The 16,220-nt window shown below is 67.5% G+C and carries 18 protein-coding genes and 1 tRNA gene; 7 read left to right on the top strand and 12 right to left on the bottom strand.

What is annotated here, in order from left to right; translation table 11 throughout:
- The 3 genes from AU185_RS24430 to AU185_RS24420 all read left to right on the top strand — a co-directional run.
- Positions 1 to 315, top strand: a 315-nt coding sequence (locus tag AU185_RS24430; RefSeq protein WP_286143352.1) for a GatB/YqeY domain-containing protein, incomplete at its 5' end; no start/stop codon positions are given.
- Between the two features lie 54 nt (positions 316 to 369).
- Positions 370 to 1,356 carry an LLM class F420-dependent oxidoreductase gene (locus AU185_RS24425; protein WP_059101742.1) on the top strand — a complete coding sequence of 329 codons (987 nt, stop codon included), beginning with the start codon at positions 370 to 372 and terminating at the stop codon, positions 1,354 to 1,356.
- A gap of 184 nt (positions 1,357 to 1,540) precedes the next feature.
- Positions 1,541 to 2,434, top strand: coding sequence for a manganese catalase family protein (locus tag AU185_RS24420; RefSeq protein WP_059101741.1), 894 nt, complete (start codon positions 1,541 to 1,543; stop codon positions 2,432 to 2,434).
- A gap of 16 nt (positions 2,435 to 2,450) precedes the next feature.
- Here AU185_RS24420 and AU185_RS24415 read toward each other — a convergent pair whose 3' ends face one another.
- Positions 2,451 to 3,029, bottom strand: a complete 579-nt coding sequence (locus AU185_RS24415) for a hemerythrin domain-containing protein (RefSeq protein ID WP_059101852.1) — start codon at positions 3,027 to 3,029, stop codon at positions 2,451 to 2,453.
- Positions 3,030 to 3,129: 100 nt separating this feature from the next.
- Between AU185_RS24415 and AU185_RS25410 the strand changes: the two genes are divergently transcribed.
- Positions 3,130 to 3,291: a hypothetical protein gene (locus AU185_RS25410; protein WP_172800236.1), complete on the top strand. Its 162-nt coding sequence runs from the start codon at positions 3,130 to 3,132 to the stop codon at positions 3,289 to 3,291.
- On the opposite strand, the gene AU185_RS24410 is transcribed toward AU185_RS25410, so the two are convergent.
- The gene (locus AU185_RS24410) at positions 3,292 to 3,963 is read right to left on the bottom strand and encodes a hypothetical protein (RefSeq protein ID WP_059101740.1); all 672 of its coding nucleotides are present in this window, start codon (positions 3,961 to 3,963) and stop codon (positions 3,292 to 3,294) included.
- Positions 3,964 to 4,087: 124 nt separating this feature from the next.
- Between AU185_RS24410 and AU185_RS24405 the strand changes: the two genes are divergently transcribed.
- Together AU185_RS24405 and AU185_RS24400 are read left to right on the top strand one after the other, a co-directional pair.
- Entirely contained in the window at positions 4,088 to 4,783 is a 696-nt protein-coding gene (locus tag AU185_RS24405; protein ID WP_059101739.1) for a HemK2/MTQ2 family protein methyltransferase, read from the top strand.
- A complete protein-coding gene (locus tag AU185_RS24400) occupies positions 4,780 to 5,007 on the top strand; it encodes a CDGSH iron-sulfur domain-containing protein (RefSeq protein WP_172800237.1) in 228 nt (75 codons plus the stop codon). Before AU185_RS24405 ends, AU185_RS24400 begins: the two co-directional genes overlap by 4 nt.
- On the opposite strand, the gene AU185_RS24395 is transcribed toward AU185_RS24400, so the two are convergent.
- From AU185_RS24395 to ponA2, 8 genes are all read right to left on the bottom strand, one after another.
- Positions 4,987 to 6,006 carry an iron-containing redox enzyme family protein gene (locus AU185_RS24395; protein WP_059101738.1) on the bottom strand — a complete coding sequence of 340 codons (1,020 nt, stop codon included), beginning with the start codon at positions 6,004 to 6,006 and terminating at the stop codon, positions 4,987 to 4,989. The two genes, AU185_RS24400 and AU185_RS24395, sit on opposite strands and share 21 nt — an antisense overlap.
- A 116-nt stretch (positions 6,007 to 6,122) precedes the next feature.
- Positions 6,123 to 6,196: transfer RNA gene (locus AU185_RS24390), tRNA-Pro, on the bottom strand.
- Between the two features lie 168 nt (positions 6,197 to 6,364).
- Positions 6,365 to 6,727 (bottom strand): SHOCT domain-containing protein, encoded by a 363-nt coding sequence (locus tag AU185_RS25745; RefSeq protein ID WP_156425652.1) that lies wholly within the window; start codon positions 6,725 to 6,727, stop codon positions 6,365 to 6,367.
- Positions 6,715 to 7,386, bottom strand: coding sequence for a response regulator transcription factor (locus AU185_RS24380; protein WP_059101736.1), 672 nt, complete (start codon positions 7,384 to 7,386; stop codon positions 6,715 to 6,717). The genes AU185_RS25745 and AU185_RS24380 overlap by 13 nt, the downstream gene beginning before the upstream one ends.
- Positions 7,383 to 8,564, bottom strand: a complete 1,182-nt coding sequence (locus tag AU185_RS24375; protein WP_059101735.1) for a sensor histidine kinase — start codon at positions 8,562 to 8,564, stop codon at positions 7,383 to 7,385. The genes AU185_RS24380 and AU185_RS24375 overlap by 4 nt, the downstream gene beginning before the upstream one ends.
- Before the next feature lie 235 nt (positions 8,565 to 8,799).
- The gene (gene cds1, locus AU185_RS24370; RefSeq protein ID WP_059101734.1) at positions 8,800 to 9,906 is read right to left on the bottom strand and encodes an L-cysteine desulfhydrase Cds1; all 1,107 of its coding nucleotides are present in this window, start codon (positions 9,904 to 9,906) and stop codon (positions 8,800 to 8,802) included.
- Complete coding sequence (locus AU185_RS24365) at positions 9,903 to 10,862, bottom strand: metallophosphoesterase (protein ID WP_059101733.1); 960 nt, start codon at positions 10,860 to 10,862, stop codon at positions 9,903 to 9,905. The genes cds1 and AU185_RS24365 overlap by 4 nt, the downstream gene beginning before the upstream one ends.
- 70 nt (positions 10,863 to 10,932) lie before the next feature.
- On the bottom strand, positions 10,933 to 13,386 hold the full coding sequence (gene ponA2 / locus AU185_RS24360) for a transglycosylase/D,D-transpeptidase PonA2 (RefSeq protein WP_059101732.1): 2,454 nt from the start codon (positions 13,384 to 13,386) through the stop codon (positions 10,933 to 10,935).
- Between the two features lie 294 nt (positions 13,387 to 13,680).
- Here ponA2 and AU185_RS24355 point away from each other — a divergent pair, with 294 nt between their 5' ends.
- The gene (locus AU185_RS24355; protein WP_059101731.1) at positions 13,681 to 14,037 is read left to right on the top strand and encodes a WhiB family transcriptional regulator; all 357 of its coding nucleotides are present in this window, start codon (positions 13,681 to 13,683) and stop codon (positions 14,035 to 14,037) included.
- 1 nt (position 14,038) lies between these two features.
- On the opposite strand, the gene bagB is transcribed toward AU185_RS24355, so the two are convergent.
- The gene (gene bagB / locus AU185_RS24350) at positions 14,039 to 15,172 is read right to left on the bottom strand and encodes an ATPase BagB (protein ID WP_059101730.1); all 1,134 of its coding nucleotides are present in this window, start codon (positions 15,170 to 15,172) and stop codon (positions 14,039 to 14,041) included.
- The gene (gene bagA / locus AU185_RS24345; protein ID WP_059101729.1) at positions 15,172 to 16,191 is read right to left on the bottom strand and encodes an ATPase BagA; all 1,020 of its coding nucleotides are present in this window, start codon (positions 16,189 to 16,191) and stop codon (positions 15,172 to 15,174) included. The genes bagB and bagA overlap by 1 nt, the downstream gene beginning before the upstream one ends.
- Positions 16,192 to 16,220: the final 29 nt, after the last annotated feature.

Here is a 16,220-nt window from a genome sequence, read left to right as displayed (position 1 = left end):
GTCAGGTCGGCCCGCAACCGGTCCTTGAGCTCCGCCATGAGCCAAAACTACGCCGCCGAAGCCCAGAACGGCCGCGGTGAGTTGGCCGCGAACGAGCACGCCGAGGCCCGCGTCATCGACGAGTATCTGCCGACGCCGCTGACCGAAGCCGAGCTGGCCGACGTCGCCGACACCGCGATCGCCCAGGTTGCCGAGCAGATCGGCGAGAGGCCGGGAACCAAGCAGATGGGCCTGGTGATGAAGGCCGCCACGGCGATCGCGGCCGGTAAGGCCGACGGCGCGCGGCTCTCGGCGGCGGTGAAGGCCAGACTGTAGCCACCGCGGGGCACCAGCCGTTTTCCGCGGTTGGGGCTCGGGTACTCCCGACCCATGACGCGGTTCGGCTACACCTTGATGACAGAGCAGAGCGGGCCAAAAGAGCTTGTCCATTATGCGGTTTCGGCGGAACGCGTGGGGTTCGACTTCGAAGTGTCCTCCGACCACTACTTCCCGTGGTTGTCGTCGCAGGGGCACGCACCGTACGCCTGGTCGGTGCTGGGGGCCGTCGCGCACGCGACCGAGCGGGTCGAGCTGTTCACCTACGTCACCTGCCCGACGATGCGCTACCACCCCGCAGTCGTCGCGCAGAAGGCGGCCACCTTGCAGATCCTCGCCGACGGCCGCTTCACCCTGGGACTGGGCAGCGGCGAGAACCTCAACGAACACGTCGTCGGCAAGCGCTGGCCCACGGTGGCCCGGCGCCAGGACATGCTGCGCGAAGCGATCCAGATCATCCGGGAGTTGTTCACCGGCGAGCTCGTCGACTGGAAGGGCGAGTATTTCGAGGTGGACTCCGCCCGATTGTGGGACCTCCCGCAGACGCCGGTCGCCATCGCCACCGCGGTTTCGGGTGAGCGGTCGGTCGAGACGTTCGCGCCGCTGTCGGATCACCTGATTGCCACTGAGCCGAACAAGGATCTCGTCGACGCCTGGCACGAGGCAAGGCGCGCGACCGGACTGCCGGGCGACGCACGCGTCGTCGGGCAGATACCGATCTGCTGGGATACGGACAAAGAAGCCGCTGTGCGACGGGCTCATGACCAGTTCCGGTGGTTCGGCGGCGGATGGACCGTCAACTCCGACCTGCCGACGACCGCCGGTTTCGACGGGGCCACCCAATTCGTGCGGCCCGAGGATGTCGCCGAGTCCATCCCGTGCGGACCCGACCCCGACGCGATCGTCGAAGCGATCAGCAAGTACTGGGAAGCCGGCTTCACCGACATCGCGCTCGTCCAGATCGGCGACGAAGGCCAGGAACAGTTCCTCAAGGAGGCGGCCGCGCCGCTGCTCGACAAGTTGCGCACCGCTTCGGGCTAGACGCTGGATCAATCCGCGGTAGCGGCTGAATCTTGCGCGAGCGGTTGTGATACCGCGGGGTGAACGGCCAAAGCTGCAAAATCGAGCGCTGACTTCCGCCGATGAAACGCTGCAAATCCCGTTTGGCGGACGCACCCCCGGGTATCCCGCGCCGACCTGCCAACCACACAGCCCGGGAGGCTCAATGTTCATTCACAACAAAGATCTTCAGTTCGAGGTTCGCGTCGAGCGGCCGGACCCCCGGTTCGCCAGCCTGCTGCAGGAGCAGTTCGGCGGCGCCAACGGCGAGCTGAAGGCCGCCATGCAGTACTTCACTCAGGCGTTCGTGCTGCGCCAGAAGAACCCGAAGATGTACGACCTGTTCATGGACATCGCCACCGAGGAGTTCAGCCACCTCGAGATGGTCGGTTCGATGATCACCATGCTGCTCGACGGCCTCAACGATGATCTGAAAATGGCCAACGAACGGTGCGACTGGATGCCCGCGATCGCCAGCAAGGACGGGCGCGACGACATCATTCACAGCGTCGCGGTCAACCCGCTGTACTTCGCGCTGAGCGGCGGCGGGCCGGACGTCAAGGATTCCGCCGGGGTGCCGTGGCAGGGCACGTTCGTCAACGCCAACGGCGATCCGACCGTCGACCTGCGCAGCAACCTGGCCGCGGAGTCGCGCGCCAAGATCGTTTACGAGTACCTCAAGCAGTTCACCGACGACCCCGGTGTGCAGGACACCCTGACGTTCCTGATGACCAGGGAGGTGGCGCACTTCCAGCAGTTCACCGCCGCGCTCAACGAGCTACCGGTGAACTTCCCGCCCGGCCAACTGCCCGGCGACGATCGGTTCCAGAACGTGGCCTTCAACATGTCCAACGGGCAGGGCTCGGTGCGGGGCCCGTGGAATGAGGGCCAGGGACCGTGGCCCGAGGGCATGGAGTGGGAGTACGTCGAGAAGCCCAACCAACAGTGGCTGGGCACCAAGAAGCGGGAGAACAAGGGCGCCGAGCGGTGTCCGGAGGGCCAGCCCGCGGTGCAGAGTGAAAAGCCGTTCACCCACGAACAGCACACAGCGACAAGCTGATTCGCCGCCGATGCGGTCAGTGCTGCTGCGGATCCGGCGGATTGTCGGCTTCGCGGCCACTGGCCGCATCGCGCACGTGGTCCATCACCGCGGCCCCCAACCCCATCGTCTTCTGCACCACTGAGCTACCCGGGGTGTCGGGATGCGGTCGGGTCGGGGCGATCTTCTTGGCCGCCTCCAGCTTCTCACCGATCTTTTCGCGCTCCTCGCGACTGACCGCCGCCTCGAACGCCGGCCATACGACGTCCTGTTCGTAGAGGATGTGCTCACGGCCGACCTTGACGAATTCCGCGAGTGCATCGTGGTATTCGGGGTCACCGGGCTCTTTGTCCTCGAGGGTCTGAAGCAAGTGCTTGCCGGCCTGCTCCTGGGCGATGGCTTCGTCGACGAGCCCGTCGCCGATCGCATCACGCACCGCGGGCCAGAAGAACTGTTCCTCGATCGCCTCGTGCTGAGACTCGGCGATGACCAAGTTGGTCACCATGGTGCGCAGACCGCTCATCTCGGCGCCGGTTCCCGACGGCGCACCGTCGAGGACCTCGAGCATGCCCAGCACGCTCTTGTGGTCGTCACGAAGAAATGTCAGGGCATCCATGTGCATGGCCTTCCGGGTCGCAGTGCGCTGCACATACCCCGGGGATCGAGGTTGAAACGCGGAGCCGGCGGGTAGCTCATCGAAGGACGAAAGGACCGATATGCCGACAGGAAAAGGCATCTACGACGACGACGACGCCGACGAGCGGGACAAGCGCAAGGCGCAACGCACCGGACCGAAAGACGAGGGCGGCGAGGGTGGCATGGCTACCCGGGAGAAGGCGCCCGACGTCGCGGAGTCCGGCGGGGAGCCGACGGCCTGATCATTCGGCGTCTCGGCCCTGCCTGCTGCGCTTGTAGGCCGCGCGTCGGAAGTCGCCGAGCCAGCGCGGCGCCAGTTCCACCTCGGGGTCGCTGTGCAGGGCTGGGTCGAACGCGATGTCGTCGCAGCTGGGGTCGACGTGGCGAAGCGTGAGCCGGGCCAACGGCCGAAAGCCTCCGGTGCCCGACGCCTGGTCGACCGTGAACGTGATTCCGGTTGACGTGATCTGTTTCTCGACGGCACTCAACGACAGCCCCGGTGCATCGATGCGAGTTGCCAAGCGGGCCCGCACCCACCACAGGCCGTCGTGGTAGCGCAGCGGCATCAGGCTGGAGAACGTCGCGCCGGACCACGAAACCGCCGGTGCGAGCCCGATGCGAGTCCCGGCGAGCGTCGACGCGAGCAGAACGTCCCACGGGCTGCAGGAGCGGAGGTCTGGTGGTGGCGGTATCCGCCACGCCAGCCCGGCGATGTCGGGGGTCGCGCCGGGCAGGCCAACCCCCTTGGACACCCGCGCGATGACGTCACAGGAGTTCATCGGTAGCCCCTCACCCTCCGGGGCGACACGTTCGAGGATGCCCTCGGCCATCACACCCGACGGGTGAAAAAGCCGACGGTGACGAAGGGCGGCGCCGAAGCGGACGGGCAACGCGGCGATATCGGAGGCTTGCACGGTGGTCGGATGCCCGCACGGTGGCCCGGCAAAACGGTGGCCGACGTTTCAACCAGCGGGGGACCGGGCATTAACACCGGCAGTGCTGGATCGCAGCAGCAGCTGACCCTGTCGAAAGGCCGATGTGACAACCGCATACACCGACGTCCGCGACCCCTTAGTTGCGGACGAGGGCGTCTACGCCCCGCAGGAAGATTCGCGACTGCTCATCGAGGTCATGGACGGCACCGCGCTGGCACGCGGCCGGCACGTCGTCGATCTGTGCACGGGAAGCGGCGTCGTCGCCGTCGGTGCCGCCGAGCAGGGTGCCGCATCGGTCACCGCTCTCGACATCTGTCCGCGCGCAGTGCGATGTGCGAGGGCCAACGCTCTAGGGGCCGGAGTCAACGTCGACGTGCATCTCGGATCATGGGCGCGGGCAGCCGAATTCGGTCCCTTCGATCTGGTCGTCTGCAATCCGCCGTACGTGCCGCACGATCCGGCCGCCGCGTGCAATCCGCTTCCGGCCCACGTCGGACCCGCACGCGCCTGGGACGCCGGGTGCGACGGTCGACTGGTGCTCGACCCGCTGTGTGCGGCGGTTCCGGAAATCCTCGACCACGGCGGCAGCCTGTTGTTGGTGCAGTCGGAGTTCGCCGATCCGCGCCGGACGCTCGGTGCACTAGCCAGCGTCGGACTCGACGCCGAAATCGTTGCGCGGCAATGGATACCGTTCGGCCCGGTGCTGATCTCGCGGGCCGAGTGGCTCGAGGGAACGGGCCGCCTCGAACCCGGCCGTCGCGAAGAGGAACTGTTGGTGATCCGGGCGGACAAGCCGTGAGTGACGCCGAACCCCGGATCGTGCGGGTGGTGCCGAACGGCCCGCTGATGGTGCAGGGACCGGTTCGCATCGAGATGCCCGACGGGCAGGTGGTGGAATCGGACCGGTTCATGGTGGCCGTCTGTACCTGCCGGCGCAGCAAGGATTATCCGTTGTGCGACACCAGTCACCGGTGTCGGCCGGGCCGCGCGCCGGCCAAGGCGTCAGCCAAGCGGTCGGCGTAGCGACGAGCGGTTGTCGGTCCAGCTGTCCATCAGATGCTTGGCCAGCCGCTCCTCGACCACATCGCGCGCCCGGATGCCGAACACGACGTCGCGGTCCAGATGCGGTTCCCTGGCGACGAGGTCGCCGACGACATCGGTGCGCACCACCTGCTCGTGGACGGCGTCGGCCACCACATGCTCCTGGTAGAACGCCACGCAGGCGTCGGGGGCGCCCATCCGGCGCAATGCCTCCACCAGCCGCCGTGAGCCGGGCGACGAAGTGATCTCCGTGGACGCGAAGTGTCCGATCGAAGCGCCGCGCAACTCCCGATGCAACCCGAACAGCGACATCAGGTTCACCGACGCCAACGCGTCGGCGGGCACGTGATCGAGGTAGCCCAGATACGACGAGTCCAGGCCGGCCGCATTCATCAGCTCGGCGTACAGGTGTTGGTGCACGTGTTCACCGCGGCCGCCGCCGAACTCGTCGAACTCGACCGCGACGAAGGCGGCCTTCGCGTGGCCGGCCAGACGCGGGATGGTCCAGGCGTGCGGGTCGCCCTCTTTGAGGTGGTACACCGAGCGGTGCACGAAGTACTCGAGCATCTGCTCCCAGGTGCCCTTGTCGCGCAGGTGATACGACGGACCCTCGCCGTCGACCGGTTCGATCGACAGCTTGTCCATCTCGGCTTCCGCGGTCTCGCCCTCGGCGATCTCGCCGACGTCCTGGCGCACCGCGCTGAGGAACGACTCCTCGAACCTGCCGCGCAGGTGCAGCAGCGCGGGATTCCACTCCCACCGCGGGCTCACCCCGGCGAAACCGCGGTAGTGCAGCTCGTAGCAGATGTAGAGGGCGAGCTGAAGGTCCAACCCGTACGGGTCCGCCTCGCACATCGGAACATCGATCGGACGCGCGTGCAGTGCCGGCCGGCCTCGCTGGAGGAGGTCGATGATTGCGGCGGACAGCGGCCCGACGGCCTTCGGCAGAGCAGGCTCGACTCGCGTCGACGGTTTCGTCACGCCCTGCTCAATACCCGGCGTTCCCGCCGGTCAAACACATTTCGGCGCCGAACCGCCGGCGTGAGTCACTCGACTTGCTCGCTCAGCGAATTCACCGAGCCGATGCCCTCTACTTGTCGGGGTGGCGGGATTTGAACCCACGACCTCTTCGTCCCGAACGAAGCGCGCTACCAAGCTGCGCCACACCCCGCGTGAAGCCACGACAGCGTATCGCACCGGCGGGGTGCGAGGCCAAACGCTTACCGCGGTCTCCGTCGACGACCGCGACTTCTACACCAGGGCTGTGATTCGTTCCCGAAGGACGACCCTGGTGTAGAAATCGCGAGCCCGGCTGAGGCGTCACGCTAGCGAACGGGGGCTAGCGGCGGGTTTCCCTCAGCACTGCCAGACGCTCGCGGTACTCGGCCTCGGTGACCTCGCCCTTGGCGTAGGAGTCACGCAGCGTGCGAATGCCATGGCTGCCGCGGAAACGGCGCGCGACGTAGACGATGCCGATGATGACAAGCGTCCAGAACGTCAGCGGAATGAGCAGGAACCACGGGTTCCAGTCATGATCGGCGAACCGGCCGCCATGCTCGGCGAGAAATGTGGTTGCGGTGGGGGCGATTTCGTTGATGTTCATGGGATCGAGCCTGCCGCTGACGGTGCGGGCGCCGCATCGGCCTACGGTCGGCAACTGCGCTACGTCCGCGAACGTAGGGCGATGGGTCAGCCCTGCCATCCCGGCCGTACCAGGCCGGTCTCGTAGGCGATCACCACCAGCTGGGTGCGGTCGCGGGCGCCCAGCTTGGTCAGGATCCGGCTCACGTGGGTCCGCGCCGTGGCCGGGCTCATGAACAACCGCCCGCCGATCTCGGCGTTGGTCAGGCCCTCGGCAACCAGTGCCATCACCTCGCGCTCCCGCGTCGTCAAGTCGGCCAGTACGGCCGGCGACCCGGCGGGCGCCTTGGTCCTGGCGGCGAACTCCGCCACCAGCCGACGCGTCACCGACGGCGACAGCAGCGCGTCGCCCTCGGCGACCACCCGCACCGCCCGTACCAGTTCAATCGGCTCGGTGTGCTTGACCAGAAAGCCGCTCGCCCCGGCGCGCATCGCCTCGAACACGTACTCGTCGAGTTCGAACGTCGTCAGCACCACCACCCGCACCCCGCTCAGCGCCGGGTCGGCCACGATCTCGCGCGTTGCCGCCAACCCGTCCATCTCCGGCATCCGGATGTCCATCAAGACCACGTCGGGTCGGAATTCGCGTGCGGACGCCAGCGCAGCGGCTCCGGTGTCGGCCTCCGCGACCACCTCGATGCCGTCCTGTGCGTCGAGCAGTGCCGCGAAGCCCGCCCGCACCAGCGCCTGGTCGTCAGCGATGACCACCCGAATCGTCATGTCGCGTCGGCACTTTCGGATGCCAGCGGAAGCGAGGCAAGTACGCTGAATCCGCCGCCGGGATGCCGGTGCACCGACAGGTCGCCGCCGAGCGCACGTGCCCTCTCTCGCATGCCGACGATGCCACTTCCTCCCGACGGTGGCCCGGAGTTCAGAGGGCGTCCGTCGTTGTCGACCACGACGGCCAACGTGTCGGGCCCGTAAGTGACTGTGACGGCGGCATGTTCGGCAGTCGAATGCCGTACCACGTTCGTCAATGACTCCTGCACGATGCGGGCCGCGGCGACGTCGATCACCGCGGGCACCGGACGGGGTTCGCCCCGCACGGCCGTGGTCACCGTCAGCCCCGTCGCGCGGGCTGCGCCGACCAGTCCATCCAGATCGGCGATGCCGGGTGTCGGCGCCGTCGGTTGGCCCTGCTCGGTGCGCAGCGCGTCAACCAACGAGTGCACATCCGAAATCGCTTGCCTGCTCGCGTCTTTGATGGCGGCAAGCGCAGGCCCGGCCCGCTCCGGATGCTGGTCGAGCAATTCCAGCGCGACCGACGACTGCACGTTGATCATCGACAGGCTGTGCGCCAGTACGTCGTGCAGCTCTCGCGCGATGGACAGCCGCGCCTGGGTGGCCTGGCGCTCCTGCTCGGACTGCGCCTCCCGCGCCATCGCGGCCTTGCGCTGCCGACGCGCGTCGATCACCGCGCGTCGCTGCCGGATGCCCTCGGCGACTGCGACGAGCACGATCAGCCACGCCGCGATCGCGCCGATCGCGACGGTGGGTGGTGGCTCCTCGCCCCGGAGCATTGGGATCAGCCAGACCACAGCTGCCCAGCCCAGCAGGGGCAGGGGATAGCTACGCCAGCGTGGGCCCGTGACGGCCGCGGTCAGAAACGCCACGATCAGCGATGCGAAGACCGGTCCGACCCGGAACCCCGCTGCCAGGTAGACCATGGTGATCGCGATCACCGTCAGCAGCACGGCGTACGGGTAGACGGTGCGCAACAGCAGCGCCACCGGGCCGGCGATCAGCAGCAGATAGCCGAACCAGTTGAGCGGCACCCAGTGCAGGTCGGGTCCCCGGCGGTGACGCGGTCCGGCAGTGCCTGCGAGCTGAGCCGCGGCCACCACCACCGGAATCAGCCACACCGCGGGGCGGCGCAGCTCATCCCGGAGGCGGTCCATACCGGAAACGTAGTAGGGCATGGGCCGGCTTGGCGTCCGCGCAGAGGCGTACATCACGACACGCCGAGGGAAGCAACGGGGTTGTCGGTGGCGTTATGCACACTGACGGCAGGAACCGACGAAGCGAGGACGAGATGACTGGTCTTGGCGCATCCATCTATCTGGGTTTCTTCGTGCTCGCCGCGGTGTGGCTGTTCCTCACCTCCGACGGCCCGCTGAGTGGCGCGGCCGACGATCAGGACCAGCGTCCCGAGCGTTCGAACTCGTCCAACACCGACGCGAACTCCGAGTCGTCCAACCCGTGGTTGGTCAGCCACTCGTCGCAGAAGTAGGTGTCCGCGTAGCGGTCGCCGCTGTCGGCCAGCAGCGTCACCACCGAACCACTGCGCCCTGCGGTCATCATCTCCGCCAAGAGCCCGAACGACCCCCATAGGTTGGTTCCGGTCGACGGGCCCACCCGCCGGCCCAAAACCCTGCTGGCGTGCCGCGCGGCAGCCACCGAGGCGGCATCCGGCACGACCACCATGCGGTCGACCACGCCGGGCAGGAACGACGGCTCCACCCGCGGTCGGCCGATACCCTCGATCCGCGACGACATCCCGGTCACCACATCAGCGCGGCCCTGCGCGTAGGCGGGAAAGAACGCCGAGTTCTCCGGATCGACCACGCACAGCCGGGTCGCGTGGCGTCGATAGCGGATGTAACGGCCGATGGTCGCGCTGGTGCCGCCGGTGCCGGCACCCACCACGATCCAGTCGGGCACCGGATGCGCCTCGTCGCGCATCTGCTCGAAAATCGACTCGGCGATGTTGTTGTTGCCACGCCAGTCGGTGGCCCGCTCGGCGTTGGTGAACTGATCGATGTAGTGCCCGCCGGTCTCTTCGGCGAGTCGTTCCGCCTCGGCGTAAACCTGACTGGACTCCGCCACGAAATGGCAACGCCCACCCTGTGATTCGATCAGAGCGATCTTGCTGGCGCTCGTCGAGGACGGCATCACGGCGATGAACGGCAAGCCGAGCAGCGCCGCGAAGTACGCCTCCGACACCGCTGTCGAGCCCGAAGAGGCTTCGATGATCGTGGTGTTCTCGTCGATCCAGCCGTTGCACAGCGCGTACAGAAACAGTGAGCGCGCCAGCCGGTGCTTGAGGCTGCCGGTGATGTGGGTCGTCTCATCCTTGAGATACAACTGCAGGTCGCAGCGGTCGGACCAGGCCGTCGGCAGCGGATACCGCAGCAGATGAGTGTCGGCGCTACGGCGCGCGTCGGCCTCGATCAACCGGACCGCATCGTGTACCCACGTGCGTGGACCGCTGCGACTGGCTGTTGAGGACTTGTCGGTCACCGCACGGAGACGCTCGGATGGGATATGCCCGCCCGAGTGTCTGCGTCGCGACCGCCGATCGGCGCCGCGACGAGGGTCAGCAGCGTGGCCTCGGGCCGGCAGCAGAACCGCAGCGGAGCGTACGGCGAGGTGCCGATGCCCGCCGAGACGTGCAGTTGCGTGCGCACGCCCCACCGTGACGGGCCCTTGACCCGCGAACGGTCCAAGCCGCAGTTGGTCACCAGGGCGCCGTAGAACGGCAGGCACAACTGCCCGCCGTGCGTGTGGCCGGCCATCACCAACTGGTACCCGTCGGCCGCGAACCGGTCGAGGACTCGCGGCTCGGGCGAGTGGGTCAGTCCCAACGTGAGGTTGGCGGCGGGGCTGGCCGGCCCGGCGATGGTCTCGTAGCGGTCCCGCGACAGATGCGGGTCGTCGACGCCGGCCGCAGCGATGTGCAGGCCCTGCACGTCCAGCTCACGGCGGGTGTGCGTCACGTCGAGCCAGCCGCGCTCGGTGAACGCCGCCCGCAGGTCCTGCCAGGGCAGCGGTTCACCGTGGATGCGGTGACCGGGCCGGGTGATGTAGTTGAGCGGGTTCTTCGGCCGGGGTCCGAAATAGTCATTGCTGCCGAACACGAAAACGCCCGGGACCGACAGCAGCTCCGACAGCGACTGCACGACCGCCGGCACAGCCTTGGCGTGCGCCAGGTTGTCACCGGTGTTGACCACCAGGTCGGGTTCCAGAGTCGCCAGGTCGCGCAGCCAGGCCTGTTTGCGTCGCTGTCCGGGACGCATGTGGATGTCGCTGATGTGCAGCACCTTCAACGGCGACGACCCCGGCGAGAGCACCGGCATCGTCAATTCCCGCACGGCGAAGGCGTTGCGCTCGATCAGCGAGGCATAGCCGATGCCGGCCACCAACGCACCGGCTGACGCCGCGGCGGAGTTCTTCAGGATCGTCGAACGGGCGGACATGCTGCAGAGCCTACTGCCAGTCGCGCGCGGTGACCGCCTTCACCCGTCCGGCGCGCGCAAGCCCAGCCGGTCACGGTGGGGGCGGCGCCGGTGGTGGCGGGCCGAGCACCGGCACGGTGATCGGCGGCAGGCCGGGGATCTCCACCACCGTTTCACCCACCGGCGCCGGAAGCCCCGGAATCCCGGGTATCCCCGCGGGCGGAGGCGGCGGTGCGGGCGGAATGCCATTGGAGACCTGGATCGTGATGATCGAACCGGGCACGGTCTGCCCGTTCGGCGCCGTGCCGACGACCGACCCTCGTGGCGCCGAACTGTTCACCGACGCGGCCTGATCAGACACCTGGAAGCCGGCGTCACGCAGCCGTTGCCGGGCCGTGGCCTCCGTCAGGCCCGAGACGCTGGGCACCCGTGACCCGGGACCGCCCTCCACGTAGCGCGGATCCGTCGGCGGCAGCCGGACCTCACCGAAGTTGTTGGCGATCGGCTTCATCGCGCTGAACCATGTCCTGGCCGGCTCGTTGCCGCCGTACAGGTTGCCGTAGCCGCACTTGCGCAGCGGGAACGAACACAGTTCACCGGGCGAGGTGGAGTCGTCGTAGATGTAGTTCCCGGCGGCGAGCGTGTTGGTGAACCCGAGGAACGCCGACGAGCGGTGGGCCTCGGTGGTGCCGGTCTTGCCGGACATCGGCAGGTTCCAACCGACCGAACCGGCCGCCGCCGCGGCGGTGCCGGCGCCCTCGTGGTCCTTGCTCAGCGCGTTGGCCAGCGTGTTGGCCAGGCCCTCGGGCACCACCTGCTCACAGGTCTCGGTGGTGACCGAGACTTCCTCACCGTGGCGGTCGATGACCTGCGCGATCGGGTTCGGTGGGCACCACATGCCGCCGGAGGCCAGCGTCGCCGCGACGTTCGAGAACTCGAGTGCGTTGACCTCGATCGGCCCCAGCACGAACGAGCCGAGGTTCTGCCGCTTGATGAAGTCGGCCAGGCTCTCGTTGCTGCCGGGGTCGTAGTCGCGCGCGGTGCCCGGCAGCGCATAGGACCGCAGCCCCAGCCGGACCGCCATGTCGACGCTGCGCTGCACACCGACTTGCGAGATCAGTTTGGCGAAGGCGGTGTTCGGGGAGGTGGCCAGCGCGTCGGTGATGTTCATCGTGCCGCGGTAGTTGCCCGCGTTCTTCACGCACCACGTGGCGGGCGGGCAGCCCGGGGTGTCGCTGCTGCCGAGGCCCTTGGCCTGGAACTGGGCGGGCACGTCGAGCTGGGCGTTGATGCCCATGCCCATCTCCATGGCCGCGGCCACCGTGAAGATCTTGAACGTCGATCCGGCGCCGTCGCCGACGAGGGAGAACGGCTGAGGCTGCATGGTCTCGCCGGCATCGAGGTTGAGCCCGTAAGTGCGGCTGCTGGCCATGGCCAGGACCGGGTGTGACTCCTTGCCGGGTTTGATCACGCTCATCACGCTCGCCACACCGTCGAGGTCCGGGCTGGCGTACTGGTTGACCGCGGACTTCACCGGGGCCTGCACGTCCGGGTCGAGCGTCGTCTTGATCAGGTACCCGCCCCTGGCGACCTGCTCCTTGCTGATCCCCGCGCGCGCCAGGTACTCGAGCGCGTAGTCGCAGAAGAACGCCCGGTCGCCGGCGGCGATGCAGCCGCGCGGCAGCTCCTTGGGCTGCGGCAGCACCCCCAGCGGCTGCTCTTTGGCCGCCCGAAGCGCCGCGGCCTCCTCGGGAATGTTCTCGATCATGGTGTCCAGCACGAGGTTTCGACGCGCCAGTGCACCCTCGGGATTGGTGTACGGGTTGAGCGTGCTGGTGGACTGCACCATGCCGGCCAGCAGCGCCGCCTGCTGCCAGTTCAAATCGGAGGCGTTGATGCCGAAGTACGTCTGCGCGGCGTCCTGCACCCCGAAGGCGCCGTTGCCGAACGACACCAGGTTCAGGTAGCGGGTCAGGATCTCCGACTTGGTGAACGTCTTGTCCAGCGTCAGCGCCATCCGGATCTCACGCAACTTGCGCGCCGGCGTGGTCTCGACGGCCGCCCGCTTCTCCGCCTCGGTCTGGGCGAGCACCAGCAGTTGGTAGTTCTTGACGTACTGCTGCTCGATGGTGGAACCACCGCGGGTGTCCAAATTTCCCGACAGATATCCCGAAAGACCGGTCAGCGTGCCTTGCCAGTCGACGCCGTTGTGCTCGGCAAACCGTTTGTCTTCGATCGAAACGATCGCCAATTTCATCGTGTTGGCGATTTGCTCGCTGGGCACCTCGAACCGCCGCTGCGAGTACAGCCAGGCGATGACGTTGCCCTTGGCGTCGACCATCGTCGAGACCTGCGGTACCTCGCCCTCCACCAACTGCGCCGAACCGTTCGCGACGACGTCAGAGGCCCGGTTCGAGACCAGCCCGAAGCCGCCGACGAGCGGAAACATCAAGGCTGCGGTGATCACGCTGGCCAACAGAACGCACCAGGCGAGCTTGATGACCGTAACCGTCGTCGGCGGTCGACTCGGCTGGCTCTCCGGCATGACCTACAGCGTAACGACGTCGCAAAACGGCAGCTTCGGACGGTCGATTGCCAGTTCCGGAAGCCGCGCCGAGCGCCGCGGACGTCAATTTTGCTGTCTGACGGCACGGTCGTCCCAAAAAAGTGGCCCGTGAGTATTGCGCAGAACGGCTGTGACCATCTAATTTGGTCGAACAGTGCGATGCAGGTCACACTGACCCCACGCAATGTGGCGTAGATCGCAGCAGGCGTTCTACACCTGGGACTGCGCCGTACCGGTGTTGGCCGGGGGGCGGTTGGAACGGAGGGAACGCTGGTGTCAGCTACTAGGCCCGCGGTACGCAGGACCGCGATGACGTCCTCGGCTCACAGTGTTGTCCACGGCGCTGAAGCCGAAGCCCGCATTGCCTGGGTATCGCAGGCCCGATGCCGCCAGACCGATCCCGACGAACTGTTCGTGCGCGGCGCCGCGCAGCGCAAAGCCGCGGTGATCTGCAGACACTGCCCGGTGATCCTCGAGTGCGGCGCCGACGCGCTCGACAACCGCGTCGAGTTCGGGGTGTGGGGCGGGATGACCGAGCGTCAGCGCCGCGCGTTGCTCAAGCAGCATCCCGAGGTGGTTTCCTGGGCCGAGTTCTTCGCCGCCCAGCGCAAGCACCGCAACGCGGTCTGAACTACGCGGCGGAAGCAGCCTCGCCGGTGATCTGATCGGCGATGGCCCGCAACGCCTCCAGGTCCGACACGTCGAACGGCAATGACGGCACACCGACGATCGCCACATGCGGATTGGCGCCGGTGAACCGGGACAGCAACCGGATCTCCCGTTTGGCGGTGGACGCCCTGTCGGCGTGAATCCTGAGCACCGCAGCGGTCAACGAGTCGGGATCGGTCTTCTCGATGGTCTCGGCGGCCTCCTCGGCCTTCTCGGCGTGCAGGTCCGACAGCATCGGGTGGGTGCGATTGAGGATCAGGCCGGACAGCGGCATGTGCTCTTCGGAGAGTCGGTCGACGAAGAACGAAGCTTCGCGAAGCGCATCCGGTTCTGCCGCCGACACCACCACGAACTGCGTGCCGCGGCGTTTGAGGAGATCGTAGGTGCGGTCGGCCTTCTCGCGGAAGCCACCGAACGTCGAGTCGAGTGACTGCACGAAAGCCGCTGCGTCGGAAAGCATTTGCGAGCCGAGAACAGTCGACAGCGCCTTCATCGCCAGCCCCATCGCGCCCGTGACCAAGCGACCGATCCCCCGACCGGGACCCAGCAGCAGCTTCCAGAGTCGGCTGTCCATGAAGCCGCCCAACCGCTTTGGCGCGTCCAGGAAGTCCAGTGCATTGCGCGACGGCGGGGTGTCGACGACGACCAAGTCCCACCGGTCCTCGCCGAGAAGCTGGCCGAGCTTCTCCATCGCCATGTACTCCTGAGTGCCCGCCAACGAGGTGGCGACCGTCTGATAGAACTGGTTGTCCAGAATCTCTTGCGCCCGTTGCGGTCCCGAGTACTGGATGACCATCTCGTCGAACGTGCGGCGCATGTCGAGCATCATCGCGTGCAGCTCACCCGGCACCTCCGGGGCGAGCGGAACACGCTGCGGGGTGTTGCCCAGGGTCTTGATGCCCAGCGCCTGGGCGAGTCGCTTCGCCGGGTCGATGGTCAGCACGACGACGGTTCTGCCATACTCCGCCGCGCGTAGCGCCATCGCCGCCGCGGTGGTGGTCTTGCCCACACCGCCCGCACCGCAACAGACCACGACGCGGTTCGACGTGTCCCGCAGAATCGAGCCCATGTCGAGGGCCGGTGGAGTCGCACTCATCATCGCACCCCCTGGCGTTCGAGTTCTTCGGCGAGTTCGTAGAGGCTGCCGAGGTCCACACCGTCGGTGATCTGCGGCAGCTGCAGCCGCGCGACATCCAGCGCGTCGAGTTGCTCGGCGCTTTCGGCACGGGCCATGATCCGGGTGGCGTGCTGGATCGTCTCTGTCAGCAGCCCAGCGAAGTCGGTGTCGGACAACGTGATTCCGGCTTCGCCCAGGCCGGCGCGAACGGCGTCGGCGTCGATGTCGCCCTCGGCGGCCTTGGCCAGCGCGTCGGCGGGCAGGTAGGCGGGGATGTTGCGGTTGACGATGACGCTGCCGATCGGCAACCCGAGGTCCTTCAGCTCGTCGATGGCCTCCAGAGTCTCCTGGATGGGCAGCGCCTCCAGCAGCGTGACGAGGTGGATGGCGGTCATCTCCGAGTGCAGCACCTTGACCACGCTCTCGGCCTGCCCGTGCACCGGGCCGCCCTTGGCGAGGTCGGACACCGCCTTGGTGACGTCGAGGAACCGTGCGATGCGACCGGTCGGCGGCGAGTCGACGACGACGGCGTCGTAGACGGGCTGCTTGCCCTTCTCGGCGCGGGTCACGATCTCGCGGATCTTGCCGGTCAGCAGCACGTCGCGCAGGCCCGGCGCGATCGTGGTCGCGAACTCGACGGCTCCGATCCTTCGCATGGCCCGGCCGGCCAGGCCGAGGTTGTAGAACATTTCGAGGTATTCGAGGAACGCGGCCTCGGTGTCGATCGCCAGCGCGTTGACCTGACCACCGCCCTCGGCGGTCGCGATCTTGACCTCTTGATACGGCAGCGGCGGCACGTCGAACAGCTGCGCAATGCCTTGGCGCCCTTCGACTTCCACCAGCAGGACCTTGCGTCCGCCCGCGGCCAGAGCCAACGCCAGCGAGGCGGCGATGGTCGACTTGCCGGTGCCGCCCTTGCCGGTGACGAAGTGCAACCGGGCTTTGCTCAGCCGCGACGGCCAGCCGACGGATCTACCGCCATTGGTAGTGGAAGCCACCCGTGCATGCTAGCCAACTCCCGATCGCT

It is taken from the genome of Mycobacterium sp. GA-0227b, from assembly GCF_001499855.1.
Taxonomy (GTDB): Bacteria; Actinomycetota; Actinomycetes; order Mycobacteriales; family Mycobacteriaceae; genus Mycobacterium.
This window is presented reverse-complemented; position numbering and strand designations above follow the sequence as displayed.